The organism is Wolbachia endosymbiont (group A) of Opomyza germinationis (genome assembly GCF_964264765.1).
Classification (GTDB): Bacteria; Pseudomonadota; Alphaproteobacteria; order Rickettsiales; family Anaplasmataceae; genus Wolbachia; species Wolbachia pipientis.
Genome location: NZ_OZ183482.1, coordinates 1,153,165 through 1,176,681 on the forward strand (window position 1 = coordinate 1,153,165; position 23,517 = coordinate 1,176,681).

The window sequence follows — 23,517 nt, forward strand, 5'->3', positions numbered from 1 at the left end:
TTACTCTTTTGTCATCTTATGGCTTACTGTATGAACATTCATTTTTAAAGGTAAACTGCACAGCAAATGGTCAGTGCTTGACACTGTCCTCCTTTGTCATCCCAGTGCCCAGACACTGGTTTTCTGCAATCTCATCGAAAACGTTTTTCTATGCTAGTTTGCTTGCTCACAAGCAAACTTTCCTGGATCCAAGTAGTCAGGGCACTGGGATGACATCTTTGTTGTGTTTAACAAAAACAAATGTTCGTACAGTTGTGGAATGAATCGCAGTATAGCTATAGCATACACAAACGACTAGTTTGCCAAAAAAACATAGCGGTTTTTCTATGATTTTAGTATAATTCTAGCTTTACCTAAACAAAAAGATGAATTATTTAATGGACTGTGTTTTAACGTCTCTTTCCTTACCATTTTCAATTACTGAGAATTATTTATTAATTACTGCGTTGATTCCACTTTTAAGTGCGTTAGTTATTTTTTTTACTGGTAAATGGCCCGGAGTGAACAATAGTATTACTGTCACTTCTTCTGTACTTCTGTTTACGTATACGTGTCTGTGCACTTTATATTGGGTATATGGTGATCATTCTCAATTTATTCTCATGGATTTTGGTAATAATTTGCACATTAGTTTAAAGCTAGAGTCTACCGGAGTAATATTCAGTTTATTAATATCGTTTTTATGGGTGCTGACCAGTATATATGCAATATGTTATATGCAGAATAACTATGCTGATAGCAATCACTCAAGTTTTCTATGCTTTTTTTCAATATCGATTGGCTGTGCAATGTTTATTGCTTTTTCTGGAGACTTGCTCACTACATTTGTCTTTTATGAGCTTCTAACTATTAGTACATACCCTCTGGTTACTTACAACTCAACAAATGAATCAATGATTGCAGGACGCTATTACTTTGGCGTGCTATTTTTCTCTTCTTTGGTATTATTTTTTCCTGCAATAGGCCTTTTATATCATGAATTTCATACTTTAGACTTTGTAAGCGGTGGAATATTCAAATTTGATACTTCACTCATCACTTTCATTGCAGTGTGTTTTGCTATGCTGATTTACGGAATAGGAAAAGCTGCATTAATGCCAATGCATTTTTGGTTACCAAAAGCAATGGTTGCACCAACTCCTGTGAGTGCACTACTGCACGCTGTTGCTGTTGTGAAATCCGGAGTTTTCATCATCATAAAAGTTATATTATACACTTTCGGCGTCGATAATATGCAACGTTTTGTGCAGCAAAATTGGTTTGCTGGAGGGTGGCTTCCGTACGCTGCTGGATTTACTATTATTACTGCATCATTGATTGCACTAAAGCAAAAAGAATTAAAGAAATTGCTTGCTTACTCTACCATCTCTCAATTGTCGTATATTATATTATTCGCTTCAATTTTTAGTGATCTCAGCATGAGGGTTGCAATTTTTCAATTAGTTTGCCACGCATTTGCAAAAATCACTTTGTTTTTCGTTGCCGGAGCAATAATAACGAGAGCAGGTGAGAAATATATAGATAAGATTTACGGTATAGGACGCAGTATGCCAATTAGCATGACAGCATTTGCTATAGGTGCATTGTCTATGATAGGGGTGCCGCCTGCTCCGACTTTTTGGGGTAAATTTCTCATTTTTCAAGCTGTTTTCAACTCTGGCAATGTAATACTTTCTGTGTTTGTAACTCTAGTGTTAATTGTTAGTACTATACTCAACGCTCTGTACTTTTTACCGATAATTTACAACGCCTTTTTCTTAAAACCTTCTCAGAATTACTTTATTAAAAAAACACCAATTCTTCTAGTTTTACCTCCAGTTATTACTGCTATGTGCACTTTGGTTATTTTTTTTAGCTACCAAGTAATATTTTAAAATCTGTATTTATAACCATTAACAATAAATTTAAATGGTATTATACCAGCCAGAGTTGCTTTTATATTCGACAAAGTGAAGCTAATCTCCACAGTATCCTCCTTATTTTGCTCGGTTGTAAAAACTACAGTAGCATTTCCAGCAAATGTAACTAAGTCCTTGGTCGATCGATCAATAGATAATGTTATTACATTTATGTTGGCGATTTTTCTTTTAGATAAAGACAAATTACCAGCTTCATTATTCGTTTTTTCCTGAAAGCCTTGATAGATTTTATGTATAGAATTGTTTCTTATAAAATTTTCTTGGTACTTCGGTTCAACGATCTTAATGGACTCGTATATTTCAATGTATTTACTTATTAAGTACCTCGCTGTGGAAGTGTATTCATCTTCCTTTTTACTGAAACTAAGCTTATGCATTGCAGAGAACTCATCTTCTGTGTGGTTCATATACTTCACAAAATTTAAATCTTTTTTAATAGGAAATAACAGGTATATGTTTAATGTTAATAAACATAAGCATACTAGGAGAAGCGATACTATTAATGCCATCCAAGATCTTTCTGCTACACAAAACAGATACCTATGGCAGTACCATTCGACTGCTTTACTGAAATAACTTTTGTTTTTTACTGATTCAAGCAATTTATCTTCCATAACACAATACTACCAGACCTAATCGGATCATTATAATAACAATAAGCTTAGATACTCTAAAAAAAACTTTAAAATATGTCTAAATTTTCCCAAATAGGATGAATGATTATATCACCTTGTTCTGCAATGAGGTAGAATTTATCGATTTTGCTCACATCTATATTTATCATTTTTACACTGAAATTTTCAGGATCATAAGTATTACTTTCTACACTTTTGTGATAATTATAATAATGTAATTTATTTTGATCATCAAAATAACCAAATTCATCAGCAAAGGTTCCCACTTTTCTACCTTTACCACTTTTGACTAGCTCAAATAGATCAATTACATGGTTTTGGGATCCAGGCTCAATAGGCCCTTCTGCAGCAAAAAATTTAGGTGCATGACCAATGTATTCCTTAAATTTTAGATTATGAGTCTTTTTTACACTACCAAAATCCACAAATTTATATTCATCTGAAATACCAGAATATTGTGGATCATACTTTTTATATTCAAAAAACTCATTACCTAAAAAATTACAAAACGTTAATTTATAATTATCATGATCGGATTTTACGACTTTAAGGTAATGAAAATCTCCAGGAATCTTTACTTCCTCTTCCGTAATATGATTACGTACAACAAGCTCACCATTTAGCATATGATAGCCAATTTTTGGCAAAGTAGCTATATTGATTGTCTTGTTTAGCTTAAAATTTGCTTCATAAATGCCACTTAACAACTCCTTTCCTTTTTCTAGGGTTATGTCTTGATCTGAAGCTATATTCTTAATTAAGCTTAATTTTTTCTGCATGTTCAATATGGCTTTCGTCAAAACTTCTATTGATTGCCATACAGTTAATTTATTATCAGTCAAATTATATACTTCGAGTATTAAATTAACAGAATTTTATCATGAATTTATGTTAAAAGTATTATACTTTGTAAACTTATGTCATGATATTAACTACATTAGCTAAAACATGCTTTTTATCTAAGTGGAGTTGCTTTGCGGCAACGAAAAGTTCATCTATTTTTTTCCACTGACTTAGCAGAATTTCAACACCATTTACCTCTCTCTTTATGCTTTCTAAAATGAAGGCCTGAATTATATATGATGCTAGTTCTAGTTCGATTTCGCTATTAATTACTTTATTAATCATATTGGGATTCTTTAAATCATGAAGAAATTTATAAAAGCATTTGTATGCTTCATAAGCATCACTACTTATTGTATTTATTATCATTCCTGGCATTCCAGGAAATAAAGTAATCATTTCGTCAAACGTTTGATTATCAAATTTACATTGAGATGAAGCAACTTGCTTTGTTTCATCATAAGTTAATGGGAGTAAATTTAGCTGAAAGCACCTACACCGGATAGTGGTTTGTATATCATATGGCTTATGGCTAATTATAAATATCTTAGAATTTTTTGGCGGCTCTTCTAATATTTTCAATATTGCGTTTTTAGCGTTATTAGTCATTGCCTCTAAGCTATCTATTATAGCTATTTTGTGTTCTGATTGAATGGGACTTAAGTGTAGAAAGTTTTTCATTTCTCTGACTTTTTCTATTCCGATAGTATCACCTTCAACAATGTGTAAGTCCAATGCTACTTCATTATAGTTTTTTATGAGTAACCAATTGGAGAAGGATTTTGCAAGTGTTGCTTTTCCTATACCTTTTTTACCACAGATCAGCCAAGACTGAACAGATAAGTTGTTCATTATTTTTTTTTTGGCTTGGTTGTGGCCTATTACTTTTTTCATTCTTTCTCCTATAGATTTTAGTTTGAAAATGCGTTGTTTACTGTTTGTAATGAAATTGCACCTTCCCTTAAAACCTTAATCTTATCTTCGGTTAAGTCAATAATAGTAGATTCTATACCAGAAACTAGTTCGTCATCTTCAATCACTACAGATAAATGTTGCTTAATGGATTGTGGTATATCGTTTGCCTTACATACACTTTCTTTTCCTGAAATATTTGTACTAGTTGCAACTATTGGAACTTTCAGTTTGTTTAGTATTGAAATTGCAATAGGATGCTCAGGAATTCTGATACCTATACTATCTTTAAAGAATTCGTTTGGCAATATGTTGTTGTTTTTAAGTGGTAAAATATAGGTAATTGGTCCAGGAGAAAAGTGGTTTATTAAATCAATATATCTTTCCTTTACCTTTGCTATTTTTGTCAAATTGTAAATATCACTAACAAATATAGACAGTGGTTTATTTTGAGAGCGTTTCTTTATCTGATATATTTTTCCTATAGATTCATTATCTAGTGCATTACAAGCAAGAGCATACACTGTTTCTGTTGGAAAACACACTAATAAATTGTTCTGTATTGCATTTATTATTTTAGATACCATATAGCTAAAAACTTATTCATAACAACTAGATCAGTTTTGTTGCACTGTATCTTATATAGTAACTGCTAGTTTTTGTAAACGTAATGCAACGCAGCTTACCATTTGTTATGCAGATTTGCTACAACCCAAACTCTTCATTGACTTTATCAATTATTGCCTGTGGTGGATCCTCTCCCCATCCTGAATACAAAATCTCTCCATAGTCTGCAACATCTATAGAGCCAGTTCTGCTTTTTGCTAGAAACATTTCTCTTTTCTCTTTATCAACTAATACATAATGCCACGCTGATTTTCCACGATCTTTACCACGGACTAAGTATATAAGATCTGACCTACTTCTTTTTGTTGCATCAGCAAAAGATCTTTCATTGACAGTTCTGCTTTTACTTTTTATGCCGCCACTTTCAGAAAAAGCTTCCTTGGATTCGGTTTTTTTGCCTGCTAATTCAGAAATTTTTCCTTTTTCCCCTAATGCCCGTTCTTTGGTGTTTTGAGACGAATACTTACTGGAAAAACCTTCCCCTGTACCGCCAGGAGTCCTGTTTGTGAAACGCTTAGTAAATGAATTATTGTCGTTGTTTTCTGCCATAAAAATCTCCAAACTTTAGATTGTAGAATCCAAACTTTTACTACACTTTATCATATGTTAATTAAATTAATATAAATGAAAAATAATATAGTAATTATTACAGGAATTACGGCCTCAGGTAAATCAGAATTATGCGATAACCTGAGAGAAAAATATGGAAATATTAGTATAATAAATTGTGATTCAAAGCAGGTATACAAAGAAATTCCCATAATTACTGCTCAACCACTAAAGCAAGAAGAATTTTATAAATTATATGGTTATGTTTCAGCAAAAGAAAATTATTCCGTGGGTCTATGGTTAGAGGATTTAGAAAAAGAAGTTAATCACGCATTAGAAAATGCTCAAATACCTATCATCACTGGAGGAAGCGGGCTTTACATCAGCAGTTTCATCAAAGGCTTATCATCAATGCCACAAATAAGTCAGGAAGTGAGAAAAAACGTAAGTGAGCTCAGGAAAAATTTAAGTAAAGAGGAGTTCTATAAATTAGTATTAAGCAAAGACTCAAAAGTTCAAGATAAAATCTGTATTAATGACTCGCACCGTCTTTCAAGAGCACTTGAAGTTATCACTGAAACTGGTAAGACAATCTTTGTATGGCAAGAAAATAGACAGCCTCCTTTATTCGATAATTTTAAGATATATACAATTTTGCCTAAACGTGAGGATGTATACCAAAAAATAAATTCTCGTTTTATCAAAATGATCGAAAATGGAGCAATTGATGAAGTAAAAAAGCTACTTAGTATGAACTTAGCTCCAAATTTGCCAGCTATGAAAGCACATGGAGTGCCAGAAATTGTAAAGTATTTGAAAGGTGAGATTACTTTAGACGAAGCGATACAGATTGCTCAAACAAACACAAGACACTACGCAAAACGCCAGTACACTTGGTTTAAAAACCAGTTCCCAAGTTCTGAAGTCATTGATTGTGCAAATGAGCTAACAGCGCTTGAAATATTTTAATTGTTAGTTTCCAGGTGTATTTCCATACTCATTGCTATGAATGGGCGGTTCCATATTTTCCAGATGGCTGTTCACTTTTGGTGGCTTATCCAAGCCATGCTCTATTTTTATTTTAAAAAATCCAAGCCTCTCGCAAAATTTCTGAAAACACTCTTTTATAACGTCAAACAAGTTTTTATCACCTATATTATAGTCCTTCAGTCTCTTAGGAACAGTAAGTGACAATTTACCATCTTCATATGTTACATTTTTATCACCTTGAGACTTAAGTGTGAATTCTAGCGAGCTATCCAATTTACATAATTCTTCTTCCAGTTCTGCAAAAGTGCGAACTGCAATTTTTTCTTCAATTCTGATTGCCGCATGACTTGGATCACTACAATTAATATGTGTTACATGATTAGACTGAAACAATAACCCATATGTTTCAGCTAAATGAAGGATAGGTCCTCCTTTACCATACAATGCACCCACATAAGCAGCCTGGTTACAATTAGTGATTAGTTCTTCTAGAATAGAATCATTTGGAACTTCTGCTTCAGCATATTCAAATAGCTCTGTAAAAACTTGTTTTACAAATTGGCGGTACTTATTTTTGTCATTTGAAATGAGGTTGGTATGTTTATTATATAATTCATCAACAAGCTCTTTTGTTATAACTTTGTTCTGAATAACAAGTTTCATTCTTGGAAGATCTACGTACATAGTTGCACCAGAATTCGCTTCAGCATTATCTTTACCAGCCCTCAACCTGCTAAAACCAAACTTTTCTGCTTGAGCTCTTAGTGTAACTATTGGATTTTCCTTTTCTTTTGGTGTAGAGCCGTTCATCATTAATACCTTGATATAGACTGCTAATGGTATAATAATACATAAAAATGATTAATAAGTTAATAAAATACCTACTATAAGCCCTATGATAGCAAATATAGTTAGGGGTAACTTAGGCTTACCGACGATTTTAAAAACAACAAATTCGTCATTCCGTTACGTGTTAGCGGCTGAGATACCGCGAATGAATCGCGGTATAACGTTAGAGAGCTGTGCTAGCTATAGTGCATACCTGACCATAAGGTGACAAGATTTTAAAAAGGCTCTATAACAGTTTTACACATGTATGAATCTCAATGAGCAATCAGATTTTTCTAAATAGCAGGCTGGAGAATATACCTAAGTTCCATTCCGCAATATTGCCTAAACTTTGTGGTGGGGACAAGGTGGTGGATCTGCTGTTTTATAAGCCACTTAGTTATGTGGATAGAAGCAAGTTACTATCTGATGCTCGAGTTGGAGAATTTACAACTTTCATTGCAAAAGTTTATGAGCATCAGTCGCCCACTTTTAGAGGTAGACCATATAAAATAGTCGTTGAAAGTGAGAGTCAGTATATATTCATAGTCTTTTTTAATTACTCAGTTAAGTATTTATATAAACTATTTCCAATTGGAGCGAATGTGATCATCAGTGGCAAACTCGAAAAATTTGCTGAACATTGGCAAATTACTCATCCAGATTACGTGTCGCTTGACATCAACCAATTTAAAGAAATAGCTTGCATAGAGCCAGTTTACCAATTATGCCGTGGCATTACCAATAAGCGCATTGGGAACATAATAAGCTCTAATCTAAAGGAATTGCCTGATTTACCAGAGTGGATAGATGATACATTAATCAAGCAAAAAAAATGGTTAAGTTGGAGGGAAAGCATCATAAAGTTGCACAGACCAAGCTCATTGGTGGAAGCTGAGGTTTGTAGAAAAAGGCTTGCTTATGATGAATTGTTTGCGTATCAGCTAGCGCTGAAACTTGCAAGAAAAAATCATGTGAAAGAAAGGGGAAGAGAATTTATAATATTGAGTAAATACAAAGAGCAAGTTTTAAATGAATTGTCGTTTCAATTAACAAATGATCAAACTCGTGCAATAGATGAGATCTCAGAGAGACAAAAATCCAAGTATCGCATGATAAGCTTGCTGCAAGGTGATGTTGGTAGTGGCAAAACCGTAGTTGCACTTTTTGCAATGATAAATGTGGTAGAAAACAACATGCAGGCAGCTCTAATGGCACCGACTACTATCTTGGCGGAGCAACATTATAATTGGATTGAGGAAGTTTTATCCTGTACCGATATAAAAGTTGCGCTGCTTACTGGTAAAACTTCGCGCAAGGAAAGAAAGATTATCATGAACGAACTTGCAAGTGGTGTTTTAAATATAGTGATTGGCACTCATGCACTATTTCAAGCTAACGTTACATTTAAAAATTTAGGGCTTGCAGTCATAGACGAACAACAGCGATTTGGAGTGATGCAGAGAAATCGCTTGGTAGGAAAAGGAGAAAATGCCGATATACTTTTCGTTACTGCAACTCCCATTCCAAGAACCTTGCAGCAAGCTATGTATGGTGATGTTGAATGTTCAATTTTGAAAGAAAAACCAAAATCCAGATTGCCAATAAAAACTGTAACTATGAACATTAGTAGGGTGCCAGATGTTATTGAAAAGCTAAAAGGTGCTATAAACAGGGGCGAAAAAGCATATTGGATTTGTCCATATATAGAAGAAAACGAAGAGACCAATATTGCTGCAGCAGAGATGCGTTTTCAGGAATTACAAAAAACATTTCTTGATAAAGTCGGGATAATACACGGAAAATTGACTCAGGAGCAGAAAGATCAAGTTATGTTTTCCTTCAAAAGGAATGAATTTTCTCTGCTTGTTGCAACCACTGTGATAGAAGTTGGTATAGATGTGCCAGATGCAACCATCATGATTATAGAAAATGCAGAGCAATTTGGGTTATCACAATTGCATCAGTTAAGAGGCAGAGTAGGGCGAGGAAACAAGCCATCTTTTTGTGTATTATTATACGATAATTTAAGTAAAAGCTCATCTTCAAAGTTAAAGATCATGTGTGAGTCACAAGATGGATTTTACATTGCTGAAAGGGATATGATGCTAAGAGGCAGTGGAGATATTTTAGGCACAAAACAATCAGGATGTATGGAATTTAAATTTGCTGATTTATATCAGGACAAAGAGCTGCTCAATCTCGCGTATAATAACGCAAAAGGCGCAATGGCTGATTTTGAATTACTGCTTGATATATTTGAATATAGGAGTAGATTACATTTTTCAAAATTTCAGTAGGAAAACCAGGTAGCCCACAGAAACGAAAAAACTTACTTGACACCCTTCGCCAGCCCACTTATCATGATAGTGAAGCTATTGTATTTGCTTTCGCCAATCTGCAGATTAAAAGGTAAGGATTACTTAATGTATCGGCGTCTTATGTTCAATTTTTTGCAGTATATAGATACTGTATGTCTTTACAAAACTTCATCTACATCTAGATTTTTATCTAAATAAGCTGAACGCGCTTATAAAGCGTTACAAGACATCAAAAAATGCCAATACTCGACAGAGATAGTAAAAGACTAGCTAACTCGGGGATTCTTTGTCTTTTTTTCTGCTTAGTAAATTTCTTAAACATTTGCAGCGTAAGTTAGTTGCAATTAAAAGCGGCTGAATCTCGCTTGTCAAGCGTTTAAAACATAAAAAACGCCAATATTTTAAAGCGGATAATAACCACGGGGCTTCTTTTGCCTTTTTTTTCATTTGGTAAATTTCTTAATGTTTATGGCTAAACGACAACCGTCATCCCGCTGCTTGTTAGCGGGATCTCTTGTTAGCGGCTGAGATACCGCGAATGAATCGCGGTATGACGTAGATTGCTGTCATTCCAGTGCTCCTTTTTTTGTCATCCAAGCAGCCTCCTATGGTGTCATCCCAGTGCCCAGACACTGGGATCCAGCATTTCACACAATCCCATCAAGAACGTTGTATTTTACATAACACTTTTATGCTTACCAACCCAGTGTCCAATCAAAATTCCTGGATCCCAGTGTCTGGGCACTGGGATGACATCATAGGAACACTGGGATGACACCATAGGGGCACTGCCGTCATAAAGGAACCAGTGTCAGCTACTTGAATGACATCATGGGGGCGCTGGCCTGACAACCGTCATCCCGCTGCTTGTTAGCGCCGCGGCGGTATGACGGTCCGCTGCTTGTTAGCGAGATACCGCGAATGAATCGCGGTATGACGGTGTAATGACGGTTAAGTAATTCGTTATCCCGCTGCTTGTTAGCGGAATCTGCTGTGGCGACATAAACTCAAATCATTTCAAATTTCAATCCAAAGAGGTATCATTATGTCAAACAACTTCAATTTTAAAGAATTTTTTAACCACTATGAAACAAATAGTACGTCAGATGATATACAAAGGTATTATTTGCTGTGGAAATCAGTAATAGCGCAGGCAATGATTGATGCAGCAAGTAACTGTAAAAAAACAGAAAGCTTGGTAGAAAAACGTAAGGCAATTTCTTGGTTGTCAGACTTTAGTCAAGATTTTGTGCACACATGTATATTGGCTGATTGTGATCCGGTATACGTAAAAAATAAAATACAGCCAACCTTAAAAAGCCTTACTAGATAAAGCCTTTTTATATACTTAATGAGGTTTACTCCTTTTACCGAAAAAAATATAATTCAATCTCCTATCTATAGTTGCCTCTATATCTTTGATTAATAGCTGCTTTATCATGTTTACTTTTCGCTTTGCATCTTGAGCTTGACGCTCATTGTTACCACTGTTATTGCTGTAATTATTCTTATCACTATAACTACTGCCACTTGGTTTGCTACTGTTACTGAACTCACTACCCTTTTTTCTTCTTGTGTTGAGTATCTGTATTATCTTTTCCTTTAAAAAGGACTTCCAGCCTGTGCCAAGTAATAATTTATAGAGAAAATGCGGAGTAAGAAACGCCACTAATATTCGAATAGAAATTCCGTAACCGAGATCTTCCCTATTTTCATAATACCACTTGCAATATTGAAACAAACGGTAAAACGCATTTTTGAAAGAGCAAAATTCTACAGCATACCAAAAACCATTGCTGAGAAACATGAGCACAATGCTGAATGTGTAAAGATACATTGTGAAGAGAAACAGTTTCACAATTATATCTTTTAGACTACCTAATATATAATTCAATAATCTTAATTTATAGAAAAGTGATATCATTTCACACCCACTTCAATATGGCTGGGGTGGAAGGATTCGAACCTTCGCGTGGCGGTATCAAAAACCGCTGCCTTACCACTTGGCTACACCCCAATACTACTTACATCAATAACACTATTAGCCCAATTAGTAAAAGATTTATTTGCTTTTTCTATGGGCATCACAGCAATAGCTGGCTGATCATAAGAATGCATTGCTTCGATTTTTTCTACAATTTTATCAACTTGATCATTCCTGCTCTTCATAATTGCCACTACTTCACAACTATTACTAATTTTACCTTCCCATAAATACAGAGAATTCACTTCGGGAAATATATTTACACATACAATTAATTTCTCGTTTAACAATTCTTCAGAAACAGTTTTAGCCTCCTCAAAATTTGAAAAAGTTGTATAAACCAAAACTAAATTATTCATTAGTAGCTACATAAATGCATTGCTACTATACTCTACCGAGATTTATTCATCAAGAGAAAATAACGCCAGCGCGTACTGTATGAACATTTGTTTGCAAAGGTAGTATGTTAAGTGTTATAGCTAGTTTGCCTCAAACGTAAAGGTGTCATCCCAGTGCCCCTGTGATGTCATTCCAGTGCTTGACACTGGAATCCAGTTTTCCATATAATCTCATCGAAAACGTTGTAACCACTTCCTATGCTAGTTTGCTTGTAAACAAGCAAACTTTCCTGGATCCCAGTGTCAGCTACTCGGATGACACCTTTCCTAGCAGAGAAATCACAATGTTCATACGGTTGTACGCATACCGCTGGGATCTAGGATTTTTCTATAGTTTAAAAACAAAAAAAGGACGTTACTCATTGAGTAACATCCTTTTGGAGAAGGTAGAAGTTTTACTTATTACACTGTTCCTGGAGTTGCTGTAGCTCTTGAGTTGACAGGTTCTGCACTAGGTTGATCTAGAGATGCGCGTCGTTTTGCCAACTTTTCTTCGAGTTCTCTGTCAAATTCTTCTTTTAAAGGAAGAACTTGTTTTCTTGTTAGCGTAGAAGAACCAGAACCCATTCCACTATCAGTAGAATTACTGTGAGTGAGAGTTCTGTTACTCAAACTATCCAGGTTTTGCTCCACAATAGGATCACTGAGAACATCTTCACTGAAAGAACTTTGTCCATTTAAGTTAGTCAATGAGGCGCTTCTAGGTAGTTCTGGTGGAGCAACTGGAGTAAGCTTAGGAGTTAAGCTACTAGATGAATTGCTTCTACGGACTGTTGCAAAGTTCTGAGAATCTGAATCAGAGACAGTAGCAGTACTTTCAGTTCCTATAGAATTTAGTGAATTGCTTTTTGACAAGCTGTTAGATTGTTCAGAGCCTTTTCTTCCCAGTGAAGAGAATGATGATGACACAGACCTAGTTAAACTTTTGACAGAAGGCCTGTTAGCTTTTTTCTCTGCTCTGTCAAACATATTGCTTACGCTTGAGTACAAATGATTTTCTCTACATTCTTTAATAACCTTCTTAATTTCATCGTGATGTTCAGAGAAAACACTGTCGATGAAATAACTACCTTTAGGTAATGACCTTTGTGTTAACAAGTTATGCAAGCTTTTTTCATTTAAATTATTAATGAATTCTTTCTGTACTTGCCATCCAGAAGTATGTTCAATCTCCCCTGATTTTGCCTTCTCTGCCATTTTTAAATCAATTTCTGACGATATTCCAGAAAGTATATTTTTCACTAACCCAGAATTATTTCCTTTATCAGCAAAAATTGCTTTCATATCATTTCTTATTTCGTCAGATTTCTTAATTGCATCTGGAGTAAACCTTTTTACCTTATCTAAATAGTCCGTCTCACCAGATGCCTTATGGAACTTATTTGCCACTCCTTCGCCTACAAAACTAGCGCCTTTTTTCAGTGAATCTACTGAATGTTCATAACCTTCTTTCACCTTATCTTTAACATGCATAGCACCATCTCTAACTTTTCCGGCAGCGTATGTTGATGCGTCCTTAACTTTCCCAGCAGTATATTTCGCCCCATCAACTGTTTTTTCTGCTGACCACTTGAGCCCTTTATATCCAGATTGAACTGCTTTTACAGCGACTTTTACAGCGAAATATAAAGCAAGACCAACTATAGCACCCGGTATAGCAAGTGTTGCACCAACTGCCAAAAGTGGTAGTACTGCCGTAAATAATCCACTTGCTGTACTTACTACAAGAATCTTATCTCCTTGTTTCATCTTAGAGAATTCTGTATCTCCTTTTAACAGGTCAGTCATTCTTTCTTTTAGCTTCTTGTGATCATTAGCAATATCTGAATTTGGTAGATTTTGCATCGTTTTATTCAAATCAAAACTATCTTCTGGTTGGTTTTGTTGAGTTCCAACAGAATTTGAATTTTTTTCATTATGTAACATTTTAAACCTCACTATTAATTAAATATATTATAATTGTATTCCTTGATTCTTAAGTTAGTGTTAAATTGATTGCCAGTATTTATTTGTCTTCAAATAATTTCGCTTGACGTGTTTTGTGGTAACATAGAAAATTAGGTCAAGAAGCTGCAGCATTTATGAAGTATAGAAAAAGAACACTCATCTTTTTGGCTGTTATAACTTTAATAATAATAGCTTTACTATTTAGGTATAATTCCCATTTTCACAAAGACGTAGTGCACTTAAAGAGTGACAACAAAGAATTCAAAAAAAAGCCAGAAAATTCCATAGAGTCGACCATATTACATAGAGAAAAGGAAGTGTACGATCATGTTTTCCATCCTGATGATTAATTTGTAAATAAAATAGCAATTTATGTTTGCATTTTCTTATTAAAGAAGTAATATTAGCGTATTAATTATAGAATCAATCATTATGTTTGATGATAATAATCCTTGGAATCTGGGAAAGAAACCGGTAGGGAACAAAACTCCTAATAATGAAGATATTTTAAGTAAAGCTGTATCTGATATAAGGTTCTTTCTTAATGGATTAACCAGAAACAGGGGCAAAAAACCTTATTTCATCATTTTCATTATTTTGCTGTTCTATGCTTGCACTGGCTTTTATATTGTCCATCCTAGTGAAGAAAGTATAGAACTTACCTTTGGTAAATATTCTAATACAGAAACACCTGGTTTGCGTTATCACTTCCCCTACCCTATTGGCAAGGTTTTTAAAGTGAACGTTAAGGAAGTAAATCGTGAAGAAATTGGGGTAAGTAGTTCTTATGGGCGAGATACAGATCGCGGTGAAGGCGTGATGCTAACTGGAGATGAAAATATAGTCAACGTTAACTTCGAGGTTCAGTGGCGCGTTAGAGATGCTAAGGACTATTTATTCAAAGTGCGGGATTACAAACCCGGTTTCAGTGTTAAAAATGCTGCTGAAAGTGCCATGAGAGAAATAATAGGTAAAAATACGATCTCTTTTGCACTTGGTCAAGGCAGACCAGAAATTTCTAGAGATACTAGAATTCTATTGCAGCAGATTCTTGATGGATACCAAATGGGTATAGAGATTTTATCTGTTCAAATGAAAAAAATTGATCCACCAGAAAAAGTAATCAGTTCGTTTAGAGATGTACAAAGTGCTCGTGCAGACAAAGAGCGTACTATAAACGAAGCATATGCTTATAATAATGATATTATACCTCGAGCAAAGGGTGAAGCGATAAAGATAAAATTAGATGCACAAGCATATGAAAATGAAATAATAAATGAAGCAAAAGGTAATGCAAATCGCTTTTTATCTCTTTATGAGGAATATAGACAGAATCCTTCTCTCGTTAAGAATCGTATTTATCTTGAAACTATGGAAAATATTTTCAGTAAGGTAGACAAAGTTGTTGTAACTGATGATCTGAAAGGTATGTTTTCTTATTTACCTCTTACAAATTTAGGAAAATAACCATGAGTAGTAATATTAAAATTGTTTTTGTTTCTGTATTTGTTGTTTTATTGATTGTTTTATTTAATTCAATATTTGTTGTGCAAGAAACAAAGCAAGCGATAGTTATACAACTCGGTAAAGTTGTAAGGGATGTTAGGGAAAGTGGCTTATATTTTAAGTTGCCATTCATAAATAGTGTAGAGTTTCTTGATAAAAGAGTTTTAGATTTAAGTCCTGATAAGATCCCAAGGGAAGTGATAACAGCGGATCAAAAACGTATTATAGTAGATGCGTATGCAAAATATAAAATAACAAATCCTGTTACTTTTTACCAGGCTGTGAGGAATGAATCAGGTCTGGTTAGAAGATTATATCCGGTTATAGAAGCACACATAAGAGAAAATATAGGCAGATTTTCGTTGATTAGCTTGTTGAATGAAAAAAGATCAGAGGTTATGCAATTGATTCAGCGTGGAGTTTATTCTGAAGCTGAAAAATTTGGCATAGAAATAATAGATGTAAGAATTAAGAGAGCAGACTTACCAGAAGAAAATAGTTCTGCAATATTTCGCCGTATGCAAACTGAAAGGGAAAAAGAAGCAAAAGAAATTAGAGCAGAAGGAGAGCAAGCTGGGCAGGAAGTTAGATCAAAAGCTGATAAATTAAAAAGGGAAATTATCTCCAGTGCAGTAAAAGAATCGTACGAAATAAGGGGCCGTGGTTATGCTGAAGCAACTAGAATTTATAATGAGGCATTTAAGGTCGATGAAGAGTTCTTTAACTTTTATCGCTCTATGAGCGCTTACAGTAAATCATTTGCCGAAAATAATACTAAATTTGTACTTTCACCAAACAATAACTTTTTAGATATTTTAAATAAGGGGTGGAAATAGTCTATGAAAAGTAAGGCATTTATTTTATCTATATTTGCATATTTTCTAATTGCGTTTTCTTCGTATGCTAATATGTTTGATTGGAATGCAAAAAAGGTCGTTGATGCTAGCACTACTGCATGCAACTGTAATCAAGGACTTGCCGATTTAGTGGAAGAACTCATTCCTGCGGTTGTAAATATTTCAAGCGAACAAATCATCAAACAAGAAAATAACAGCAGAACTAGAGTTCCATCTATGCCAGGAAATAATTTTTTTGATGATTTTAGAGAGTTTTTTGAGCATTTTGATCAGTTTTTTATGGATAGGGGCCCTAGTGTTAACAAAGAGGTGGTGTTGCTTGGTTCTGGGTTTATTATAGATAAAGGTGGAACTATAGTAACCAATTATCACGTTATTAAAAACGCCAAAGATATCACAGTTACTATGAACGATAATACTTATTTCAAAGCAGAAGTTTTAGGCTATGATGCAAGAACTGATCTTGCTGTGCTTAAGATTAATTCTGATAAAGATCTTTCTTCTGTTGCATTTGGTGATTCTGATAAAGCAAGGGTTGGTGATACGGTTATGGCAATAGGTAACCCATTTGGTTTGGGTGGCTCTGTAAGCACAGGAATTATATCTGCAAGGTCCAGGGACATTAGTATTGGCACTATGAATGAATTTATTCAAACTGATGCTGCAATTAATAGGGGTAATTCTGGAGGACCGTTATTTGATTTAAATGGAAAAGTTATAGGTATTAATACTGCTATCTATTCTCCATCTGAGTCTGGCGGCAACGTGGGTATAGGTTTTGCCATACCATCTAATTTAGCTATGTCAATTATTGACACATTAAAAAGTGGCAAAAAAATAAAACATGGTTGGCTTGGTGTGCAAGTTCAGCCTATAACGAAAGAATTTGCTGAGTCCTTGGGTTTAAAAGATATAAAAGGCGCATTGGTTGCAAGTATAGTAAAGGATAGTCCTGCAGAAAAAGGTGGGATTAAAGTAGGTGATATATTATTAGAATTTGACGGTAAAAAAATCGATAGAATGACACAATTACCTCAAATGGTTTCAAGAGCTGGACCTGAGAAAAAAGTGCAAGTTAAGTTACTTAGAAAGAGCAAAGAGGTTAATATTAAAGTTGTGATCGGAGAATCTACAAATGATGGCCAAGATAACAATCAAGAAGAAAATAAATCAACATCTGATTATGTAACCGGTTTAACTGTTTCAAATCTGCCAAAAGAATCAAAAGAAAGTAAAAATAATGTACCTACAAAAGGTGTGATAGTTACCAATGTAGATAGTAACAGTAATGCCACGTTGCATGGTATTAAAAAAGGAGACATTATTATCCAATTAGATGGAACCGATATAGAAAATACTAATGATTTTCAAAAACAAGTTGATTCAGCAGTAAAGAAAAACGGTAAAGATTCAATAATGTTGCTCATTTACCGCAATGGAAATCAATTCTTTACTTCGATAAAGTTGAAGAAATAGCACTCGTAGGTTATTTACTAAATTAGCAGCATTGTAAGCCTGTCACTGTAACACCTCAATCTTACAAGACAAATCAAAACTATTAAAGTCTACATTCCATTCACTAAAATACACATATGGATAATATAAATTTTCTAAAATTCATTGAACTGTGCTTTCAAACAGTGGTGCCGGGATGTGAGTATAATGATTATCAGTACATAAAAGTCATAGCAGAAAGGCTGGAAGCAGCGAATGCTGGCGAAGTAAGGCGCATAATATTCAATATGCCTCCGCGTTCAATGAAGTCCATATGTATGAGTGTTGCGTGGCCCGCATGGATACTGGGCAACTGCAAGAATAATAGTTGCAAGTTATTCTAAGTTGCTTAGTGAAAAACATTCGCTTGATACCAGGTGCATAATGCAATCTGATTGTTATAAAGAACTATTTCCAGAGGTAGAACTATCCAAAGACCAGAACACTAAATATAAATTCCAAACAGTGCAGAGAGGATACAGAATCGCAACATCAGTTGGAGGAACATTAACCGGTGAAGGTGGTGACTCTATTATTGTGGATGATCCGCTTAACCCTGCTCAAGCTTTGAGTGAAACATTTAGAAAACGTGCCACAAACTGGTTCGATCAGACTTTAGTAACGAGACTCAACGATAGAAAAAAAGGAGTAATTGTGCTTGTGATGCATAGGCTCCACCTGGAAGACTTAACTGGGCACCTCTTATCTAAGCCAAAAAACATATGGCATCACATTTGTTTGCCAATGATTTCTGAAAATAAGGAGGTTATTTATTCAATTAATAACCATACTGGTGTCATTCCAACCCCCCCTCCTGTCATCCCAGTGCCCAGACACTTGTATCTGGGATCTCGTTCCTTAACTTTATAGTGTAAATTATTTCAAATTGTGTCTAGCTGCAAGTATAATAATTTCCATTTATAGATAAAGTATGTTGCAAATGTTATGCCAAAGAGTATAATAAAATCTATATCAAATACTTTACAAGAAAAAGTGGGATAGAGGCAAAAGCAAATATTAATAAGGATAATTTAAGAAAAGCGCATACTAGAGTTTGAAGAAGCAGTAAAAATAAAAAATATTATTGAAAGGTTAAATAGCACATGATATAATATATATATATAGTGTAAAAATGTAAATAATTTTATTGACATCTTTACATTAATAGTTCTTAAATATTTAGTACTGTAGAATTAAATTATTAAGTTTTATGAAGGAAGTAAAAATGGTGGAAAGCTTTTCAGGTAACAACAAAGGCAGTAATTTTATTGAGGAGGCAAAAATAATGGAAAATTTTTCAGATAATAACGGAAACGGTAGCTCAATCTTCCAAGGAAAAATCAGGGAGCAAGATTTCTCTGCAGAGCAGAAGCTAAATGAACTAAAAGCAGCCATAGAGGAGCTTACCAGACAAGATTTGCTCAGGAGGCTCGAGTGTGAGCGTCAGGCTTCTAGTTGTATCGATGAAATATCATCTCAAGCAGAGCTACATATCGGAGAAGGTGATGATGAGGATTACTTCACTGGTGAAAAAGGAAGAGTACTCGGAGATTTCTGGAATTTCTTTGAATCTCTCTTCAACCTTTTTGAAGTAGATGTAGATGATCCGAAAATCTACCAAATGCTCAAGGAGAAGAAAGAAAAAAACCTGATTGCTGCGATAATGAAGTTTTTGCGTGATAAGCTTAAGGAGTTAATCAAGAAGATTTTTGCACGCGATTTAAGTTTCAATCAGAAGTTGGACAAAGAGATAAAAGAATTGCAGGAAAAATTAGGCAGTGGTGAGTTATCAGAAGAAGAGTTTGCAAGGGCGTTAGAAAGATTAACTGCATTGCAAGATCTGAAACTCAGGTTACAAATGGCCGTTGTCGGATGGATTGTTACAATGTTCGCAGAGATGTTTGGAGTTGAGTTGGCGGCTGCGGTAGAGGCATCTACAGAAAAAGAAGATAAAAAAGCAGAAAAAACATCATTAGAAGCAACTAAAGAAGTTTGCGAAAACGTAGAAATGAAAGTGGATGAAAGAGAAAAACCTAAAGTGCCAGTTTTCCTTTTTGAAATTTCACCAGGATTTGTAAGACCGGTTGTTCTGAGCAAACCAGAACTTGAAATTGCGTCAGATCCTTTGAAACATCTATTGCGTCTTGCTGAGCTTGAAAGAAAATATCATGAAAATTCACAAAAACCAGAAAAAGTGAATGAAGAGAAAAAAGCGAAGCCTGAACCGAAGAAAGAGGTGTGTCCACCGAAACTTCCAGACAAGAAGCCTGTGGCAAGTGGGATAAAAATTAATTTTAATAAAATAAAGAATATTGGTTTCCGAGAAAGGGATGCGAATACTAGTGTTAATGGAAGAGGAACCACGCCACCCACTAATGGACAAGGAAACAAGCTTGATAATGGGAAGAAAAACGAGTCTGCTAGTTATGCAGCAAGCCGTCTGAATGGTAATGTTAATAAGAAAGAAGCGGATAACCTTTACACCGAACTTGCAAAAGAACTTGCCAATTTTAAAATAGGTGTTTGGAATGGTGCTGAGAATGAAGGTTCTGTGAATGATGCTCAATCACCAAGAGGATTGACTAATGATGTAAAAGTTGAGAAATGTGTAGAAGGTCAATCAGTAGGAAAGACATAATCGTGAAGGTAGTTAGATCCCAGTGTCTGGGCACTGGGATGACACCCTCTTGGATGGAAACCAGCGTCAGCTACTTGGATGACGCCTCACCATGTCATTCCAGTGCGTGACGCTGGAATCCAGGAGTATAAAAATGACGAATAAAATTTATACTAAAAAATATAAAAAAAGTGCTTGCACTACAATTTATTTTTAGTATACTAGTTACATAATATTTTTACTTAGGGGTCAATATGTATAGTAATAATGATAAAAAAGATAGCGATAAAGGGTTTACTCCAAGCAGCAGGTATGAAAAGTATAGCGGTTCTAATCCGGTAATGCTTGAGGCACGTGAAAGACAGAGACGTGAAAGTAGCAAGCCTGGCTCGCAAATGGAGAGTAGTAGCTCTACTAGTGCTGGCAGTAGTAAAGGTAAAAGTAAGTAATGTTGTTTCATCACAATTTTAGTAGGGGGAGTTATGGGTAATTCTACAAAAGAGCTAGTTAACGCATTTAACTTAAATAATTATGGTATTGATAAGGTCAATACTAATTTTACTGTAGAAGGTAAAAAGATTGTTGGTTTATTTGCTAGTGGTACTAATACAAAAGAATATCTGCGAAGAATAGGAGAGGAGATAATAAAGCAGCACTACAGTGATGGAACTGAGGTAGCAAGTGAATATTATAACTTAAACTATTTTCCATTTGTTCTAGATGCTAATCCTGATAAAGAGGATTTAGGTAATGGCATAGTGAAAGTAAAGCTTGCAGATTCTACAGATAATGGAGTAATTCGTAACTTGAAGGTTCATTTTGCTAATGAGTTTGAGGGGGCTGTGAGATCTAAAGTGGCTGCACTTCTACAAGAATTAGTAGGAATAACGAAGGAACAAGCATATGAATGGGTCAATGGAACTGTTGGAACAGGAGCGATAGGTAGTCCTTATCTATACTGTATAGCTTTTAGCAACGAGTACCTCGAAAAAAGGTATAATTCGAGGATTTTTGAGCTATTGAAGAGTCTTTATATCAGTGAATTTAACTCAAGATTAGAGGCGTGTGGTCTTAAGAGTTCAGACTTTTATGAATATAAAGATGGTATGTTATACATTAAAAATGTGAGTGATAAGGTAGTCAGGAGTGTAACAGAATATGTTAAAGGGCGAGTAGCGCTTGATTTTAGAACTCCAGGCAGCGTAGAGTCTAAAGTTGAAAATTGTAAAAATGTTTTGAGTGAACTAATTCTTAAAGCGACAGGAAAGTTTGTTGACGGGTATGATTATGATGACTTTACAAACAAAAACAAAATAAAGAATGGGCATAGTTTTGCTCTTATACCTTTTATAGAAGAGAATGGTCAGTTGAAATCTTTAAGTTCTAGGGATGCATCAAAGATTAATGGAGGAATATTTAATGGTTTTCATTGTATAAGTGATATTAGAGGCAAAACTGCAAATCCACAATTTGCTAATTGTAAAGAGCCAGTTTATGCTTTCTCTAATAAGCAGATTGCTCAGTTACTTCCTAAAATTATGGGGTCTCCAATTGCATATAATCAAATAAACGGACGTTTTGAATTTGCAGTTGATCTTGAGAATTTTAAGAGACGTAGCTCGAGTCGATCCTCCTCAACGGTAACTTCTCCACTCAATTCTCCTACACATGCAGAGCCACCAAGAACACCGCTTGAACAAACTGGAGCTAGGTTTTTTGAATCTAGAGGAGACAGAGATAGTGGTCTTGGTGATTCACCTCCACAACTTAAGGATTCTGGTTCTTCAAGTGGTGGTCCAAGTTCTGGCTTAACTGAATTGTCATCACCGACACAGGAGTTTCTCAAGCGAAGTCGTGGTGAAGGGTTAGAGAGGCCTCCCAGGGAAGGATCAGAAAGAGAGGAAGGAAAAGGGGGGCTGTTTCAGTTGGTGCCGGGGGAAATAGATTCAAGTCAATCCACTGGTGATCAATCACAGCTATCTTTGAGTAGATCATCATCGATTTCTTCTCCTATAGCATGGGATGATTCAACATTCTTAAATCCTGAGGTTTCTAATGAGGAACCTAAAAAACAGCAAGTTACTAAGGAAAAGGAAGAAGAAAAGTTGTTTAAAGCATTGCTTTATTGGTTTAACTTAAATAATTATGCTTTGGATCCTCCTCATACTAACTTTATTGTAAAAAATGGGAAGATTGCTAGTTTAATTGATGATAGTGTTGATGTAAAAGAGTATTTAGAGGAGATAATAGATAAAACGAAAGAAGAGTATCGTGTCAATAAGGAAGAAGCCTATGATCTCAATGAGTTTCCATTTCAATTTCTTTCTAATTGTGAGAAAAACCAAGAAACAACAGTTGTTGCTAATATAAGTCGTGGTGCCTTACTTAACTTAAAAGAACTTTTTAGTCGGGAGCATGAGGGAAAAGTAGAAATAAAAGATATCGACATTAACATCGTCGAAAAGGCAGTGAAATCTGAAAAGGACAAATGGGTAAATTTTCAGGTGCAAGAACATGGGTTATCCCCTAAAAAAGCAATTAAAACCTGTTATCCCGATGAAAGCGTATTAGAATATATTTCAATTACAAAAGACAAAGGTGGATACTGGATTAACCGTGATTATGATGGTTCGGAAGTAGAGTCGTTTAGGAAAGAGCAATGGCCTGCTAAAGGTACGTCAAAAGCTGAAAAGATGAAGTCCGAAGATAATAAAGACAGCGGTATCTCTTCAGCGGAGGCGACTGATGCTGAAAACGTAAGCTCTAAAGCTGAGGCAACAACAAGTGGTTATGAGTCTATGGATTGTGAGAATACTAGAGGAGGATCGCCAAAACGTACTCTAGAGTTGAGTGTGGGAATGGAAGAATTGACAATATCCACAGACCTGTATGCCACTAAGGCCGAGCAGCACTCTCCCATAAAAAAATTTAGAAGCAATTGATCTAATCCACCGCTCTCAGCCACCTAAGCGTTTTATTAGGGTTAGGGCAAAGTCCCTGACCCTAAAGGCACTGGTGTTAGTTTTTCTCATCCATTGCAGATATTGCGCGGTACTAAATGTTTAAAAAGTATTAATATAAAGATATCAA

22 protein-coding genes, 1 tRNA gene and 1 pseudogene are annotated in these 23,517 nt (G+C 35.0%); 14 read left to right on the forward strand and 10 right to left on the reverse strand.

Going from position 1 to position 23,517, the window contains the following annotated elements; all coding sequences use genetic code 11:
* Nucleotides 1-8 precede the first annotated feature (8 nt).
* Both ACFEL3_RS05725 and ACFEL3_RS05730 read left to right on the forward strand, forming a co-directional pair.
* Entirely contained in the window at nucleotides 9-263 is a 255-nt protein-coding gene (locus ACFEL3_RS05725) for a hypothetical protein (protein ID WP_010962852.1), read from the forward strand.
* Nucleotides 264-377: 114 nt separating this feature from the next.
* A complete protein-coding gene (locus ACFEL3_RS05730; RefSeq protein WP_010962853.1) occupies nucleotides 378-1,874 on the forward strand; it encodes a proton-conducting transporter membrane subunit in 1,497 nt (498 codons plus the stop codon).
* Here ACFEL3_RS05730 and ACFEL3_RS05735 read toward each other — a convergent pair.
* The 5 genes from ACFEL3_RS05735 to ACFEL3_RS05755 form a co-directional block, all read right to left on the reverse strand.
* A complete protein-coding gene (locus tag ACFEL3_RS05735; protein WP_010082435.1) occupies nucleotides 1,871-2,533 on the reverse strand; it encodes a hypothetical protein in 663 nt (220 codons plus the stop codon). The two genes, ACFEL3_RS05730 and ACFEL3_RS05735, sit on opposite strands and share 4 nt — an antisense overlap.
* Nucleotides 2,534-2,601: 68 nt before the next feature.
* Nucleotides 2,602-3,396 carry a hypothetical protein gene (locus ACFEL3_RS05740; RefSeq protein WP_022626354.1) on the reverse strand — a complete coding sequence of 265 codons (795 nt, stop codon included), beginning with the start codon at nucleotides 3,394-3,396 and terminating at the stop codon, nucleotides 2,602-2,604.
* Nucleotides 3,397-3,469: 73 nt separating this feature from the next.
* Nucleotides 3,470-4,291, reverse strand: coding sequence for an AAA family ATPase (locus ACFEL3_RS05745; RefSeq protein ID WP_038199127.1), 822 nt, complete (start codon nucleotides 4,289-4,291; stop codon nucleotides 3,470-3,472).
* 17 nt (nucleotides 4,292-4,308) lie between these two features.
* Nucleotides 4,309-4,896, reverse strand: coding sequence for an L-threonylcarbamoyladenylate synthase (locus tag ACFEL3_RS05750; protein ID WP_006280292.1), 588 nt, complete (start codon nucleotides 4,894-4,896; stop codon nucleotides 4,309-4,311).
* Between the two features lie 118 nt (nucleotides 4,897-5,014).
* Complete coding sequence (locus ACFEL3_RS05755) at nucleotides 5,015-5,485, reverse strand: hypothetical protein (protein WP_010082479.1); 471 nt, start codon at nucleotides 5,483-5,485, stop codon at nucleotides 5,015-5,017.
* A gap of 75 nt (nucleotides 5,486-5,560) precedes the next feature.
* Between ACFEL3_RS05755 and miaA the strand changes: the two genes are divergently transcribed.
* On the forward strand, nucleotides 5,561-6,454 hold the full coding sequence (gene miaA, locus ACFEL3_RS05760; RefSeq protein WP_010082478.1) for a tRNA (adenosine(37)-N6)-dimethylallyltransferase MiaA: 894 nt from the start codon (nucleotides 5,561-5,563) through the stop codon (nucleotides 6,452-6,454).
* 3 nt (nucleotides 6,455-6,457) lie between these two features.
* Here miaA and ACFEL3_RS05765 read toward each other — a convergent pair whose 3' ends face one another.
* Nucleotides 6,458-7,285, reverse strand: a complete 828-nt coding sequence (locus tag ACFEL3_RS05765; RefSeq protein ID WP_038199131.1) for a hypothetical protein — start codon at nucleotides 7,283-7,285, stop codon at nucleotides 6,458-6,460.
* Between the two features lie 296 nt (nucleotides 7,286-7,581).
* On the opposite strand from ACFEL3_RS05765, the gene recG reads away from it, so the two are divergent.
* From recG to ACFEL3_RS05780, 3 genes are all read left to right on the forward strand, one after another.
* Nucleotides 7,582-9,603 carry an ATP-dependent DNA helicase RecG gene (gene recG / locus ACFEL3_RS05770; RefSeq protein WP_038199133.1) on the forward strand — a complete coding sequence of 674 codons (2,022 nt, stop codon included), beginning with the start codon at nucleotides 7,582-7,584 and terminating at the stop codon, nucleotides 9,601-9,603.
* A gap of 595 nt (nucleotides 9,604-10,198) precedes the next feature.
* Entirely contained in the window at nucleotides 10,199-10,399 is a 201-nt protein-coding gene (locus ACFEL3_RS05775; protein WP_010962861.1) for a hypothetical protein, read from the forward strand.
* Between the two features lie 270 nt (nucleotides 10,400-10,669).
* Complete coding sequence (locus ACFEL3_RS05780) at nucleotides 10,670-10,957, forward strand: hypothetical protein (RefSeq protein WP_010962862.1); 288 nt, start codon at nucleotides 10,670-10,672, stop codon at nucleotides 10,955-10,957.
* 15 nt (nucleotides 10,958-10,972) lie between these two features.
* Here the strand turns inward: ACFEL3_RS05780 and ACFEL3_RS05785 are convergent, their stop codons facing one another.
* From ACFEL3_RS05785 to walE1, 4 genes are all read right to left on the reverse strand, one after another.
* Entirely contained in the window at nucleotides 10,973-11,548 is a 576-nt protein-coding gene (locus ACFEL3_RS05785) for a hypothetical protein (protein ID WP_010962863.1), read from the reverse strand.
* 18 nt (nucleotides 11,549-11,566) lie between these two features.
* Nucleotides 11,567-11,641 (reverse strand) — tRNA-Gln (locus ACFEL3_RS05790).
* On the reverse strand, nucleotides 11,632-11,967 hold the full coding sequence (gene cutA, locus ACFEL3_RS05795; protein ID WP_006279213.1) for a divalent-cation tolerance protein CutA: 336 nt from the start codon (nucleotides 11,965-11,967) through the stop codon (nucleotides 11,632-11,634). The genes ACFEL3_RS05790 and cutA overlap by 10 nt, the downstream gene beginning before the upstream one ends.
* Before the next feature lie 441 nt (nucleotides 11,968-12,408).
* Nucleotides 12,409-13,932, reverse strand: a complete 1,524-nt coding sequence (gene walE1, locus ACFEL3_RS05800; RefSeq protein WP_010082451.1) for an actin bundler — start codon at nucleotides 13,930-13,932, stop codon at nucleotides 12,409-12,411.
* Nucleotides 13,933-14,087: 155 nt separating this feature from the next.
* On the opposite strand from walE1, the gene ACFEL3_RS05805 reads away from it, so the two are divergent.
* From ACFEL3_RS05805 to ACFEL3_RS05840, 8 genes and pseudogenes are all read left to right on the forward strand, one after another.
* Entirely contained in the window at nucleotides 14,088-14,303 is a 216-nt protein-coding gene (locus tag ACFEL3_RS05805; protein WP_006279848.1) for a hypothetical protein, read from the forward strand.
* A gap of 82 nt (nucleotides 14,304-14,385) precedes the next feature.
* Complete coding sequence (gene hflK, locus ACFEL3_RS05810; protein WP_010962866.1) at nucleotides 14,386-15,420, forward strand: FtsH protease activity modulator HflK; 1,035 nt, start codon at nucleotides 14,386-14,388, stop codon at nucleotides 15,418-15,420.
* A gap of 2 nt (nucleotides 15,421-15,422) precedes the next feature.
* Complete coding sequence (gene hflC, locus ACFEL3_RS05815) at nucleotides 15,423-16,295, forward strand: protease modulator HflC (protein WP_010962867.1); 873 nt, start codon at nucleotides 15,423-15,425, stop codon at nucleotides 16,293-16,295.
* 3 nt (nucleotides 16,296-16,298) lie between these two features.
* Entirely contained in the window at nucleotides 16,299-17,792 is a 1,494-nt protein-coding gene (locus ACFEL3_RS05820) for a DegQ family serine endoprotease (protein ID WP_265039580.1), read from the forward strand.
* A gap of 116 nt (nucleotides 17,793-17,908) precedes the next feature.
* Nucleotides 17,909-18,638 (forward strand): annotated as a pseudogene (locus ACFEL3_RS05825) (hypothetical protein); the annotation flags it as partial.
* Between the two features lie 382 nt (nucleotides 18,639-19,020).
* Nucleotides 19,021-20,448 carry a gas vesicle protein GvpG gene (locus ACFEL3_RS05830; RefSeq protein WP_264374439.1) on the forward strand — a complete coding sequence of 476 codons (1,428 nt, stop codon included), beginning with the start codon at nucleotides 19,021-19,023 and terminating at the stop codon, nucleotides 20,446-20,448.
* 233 nt (nucleotides 20,449-20,681) lie between these two features.
* Entirely contained in the window at nucleotides 20,682-20,876 is a 195-nt protein-coding gene (locus tag ACFEL3_RS05835; protein WP_010962871.1) for a hypothetical protein, read from the forward strand.
* Nucleotides 20,877-20,909: 33 nt separating this feature from the next.
* Nucleotides 20,910-23,369 carry a hypothetical protein gene (locus ACFEL3_RS05840; RefSeq protein ID WP_375316754.1) on the forward strand — a complete coding sequence of 820 codons (2,460 nt, stop codon included), beginning with the start codon at nucleotides 20,910-20,912 and terminating at the stop codon, nucleotides 23,367-23,369.
* Nucleotides 23,370-23,517 lie beyond the last annotated feature (148 nt).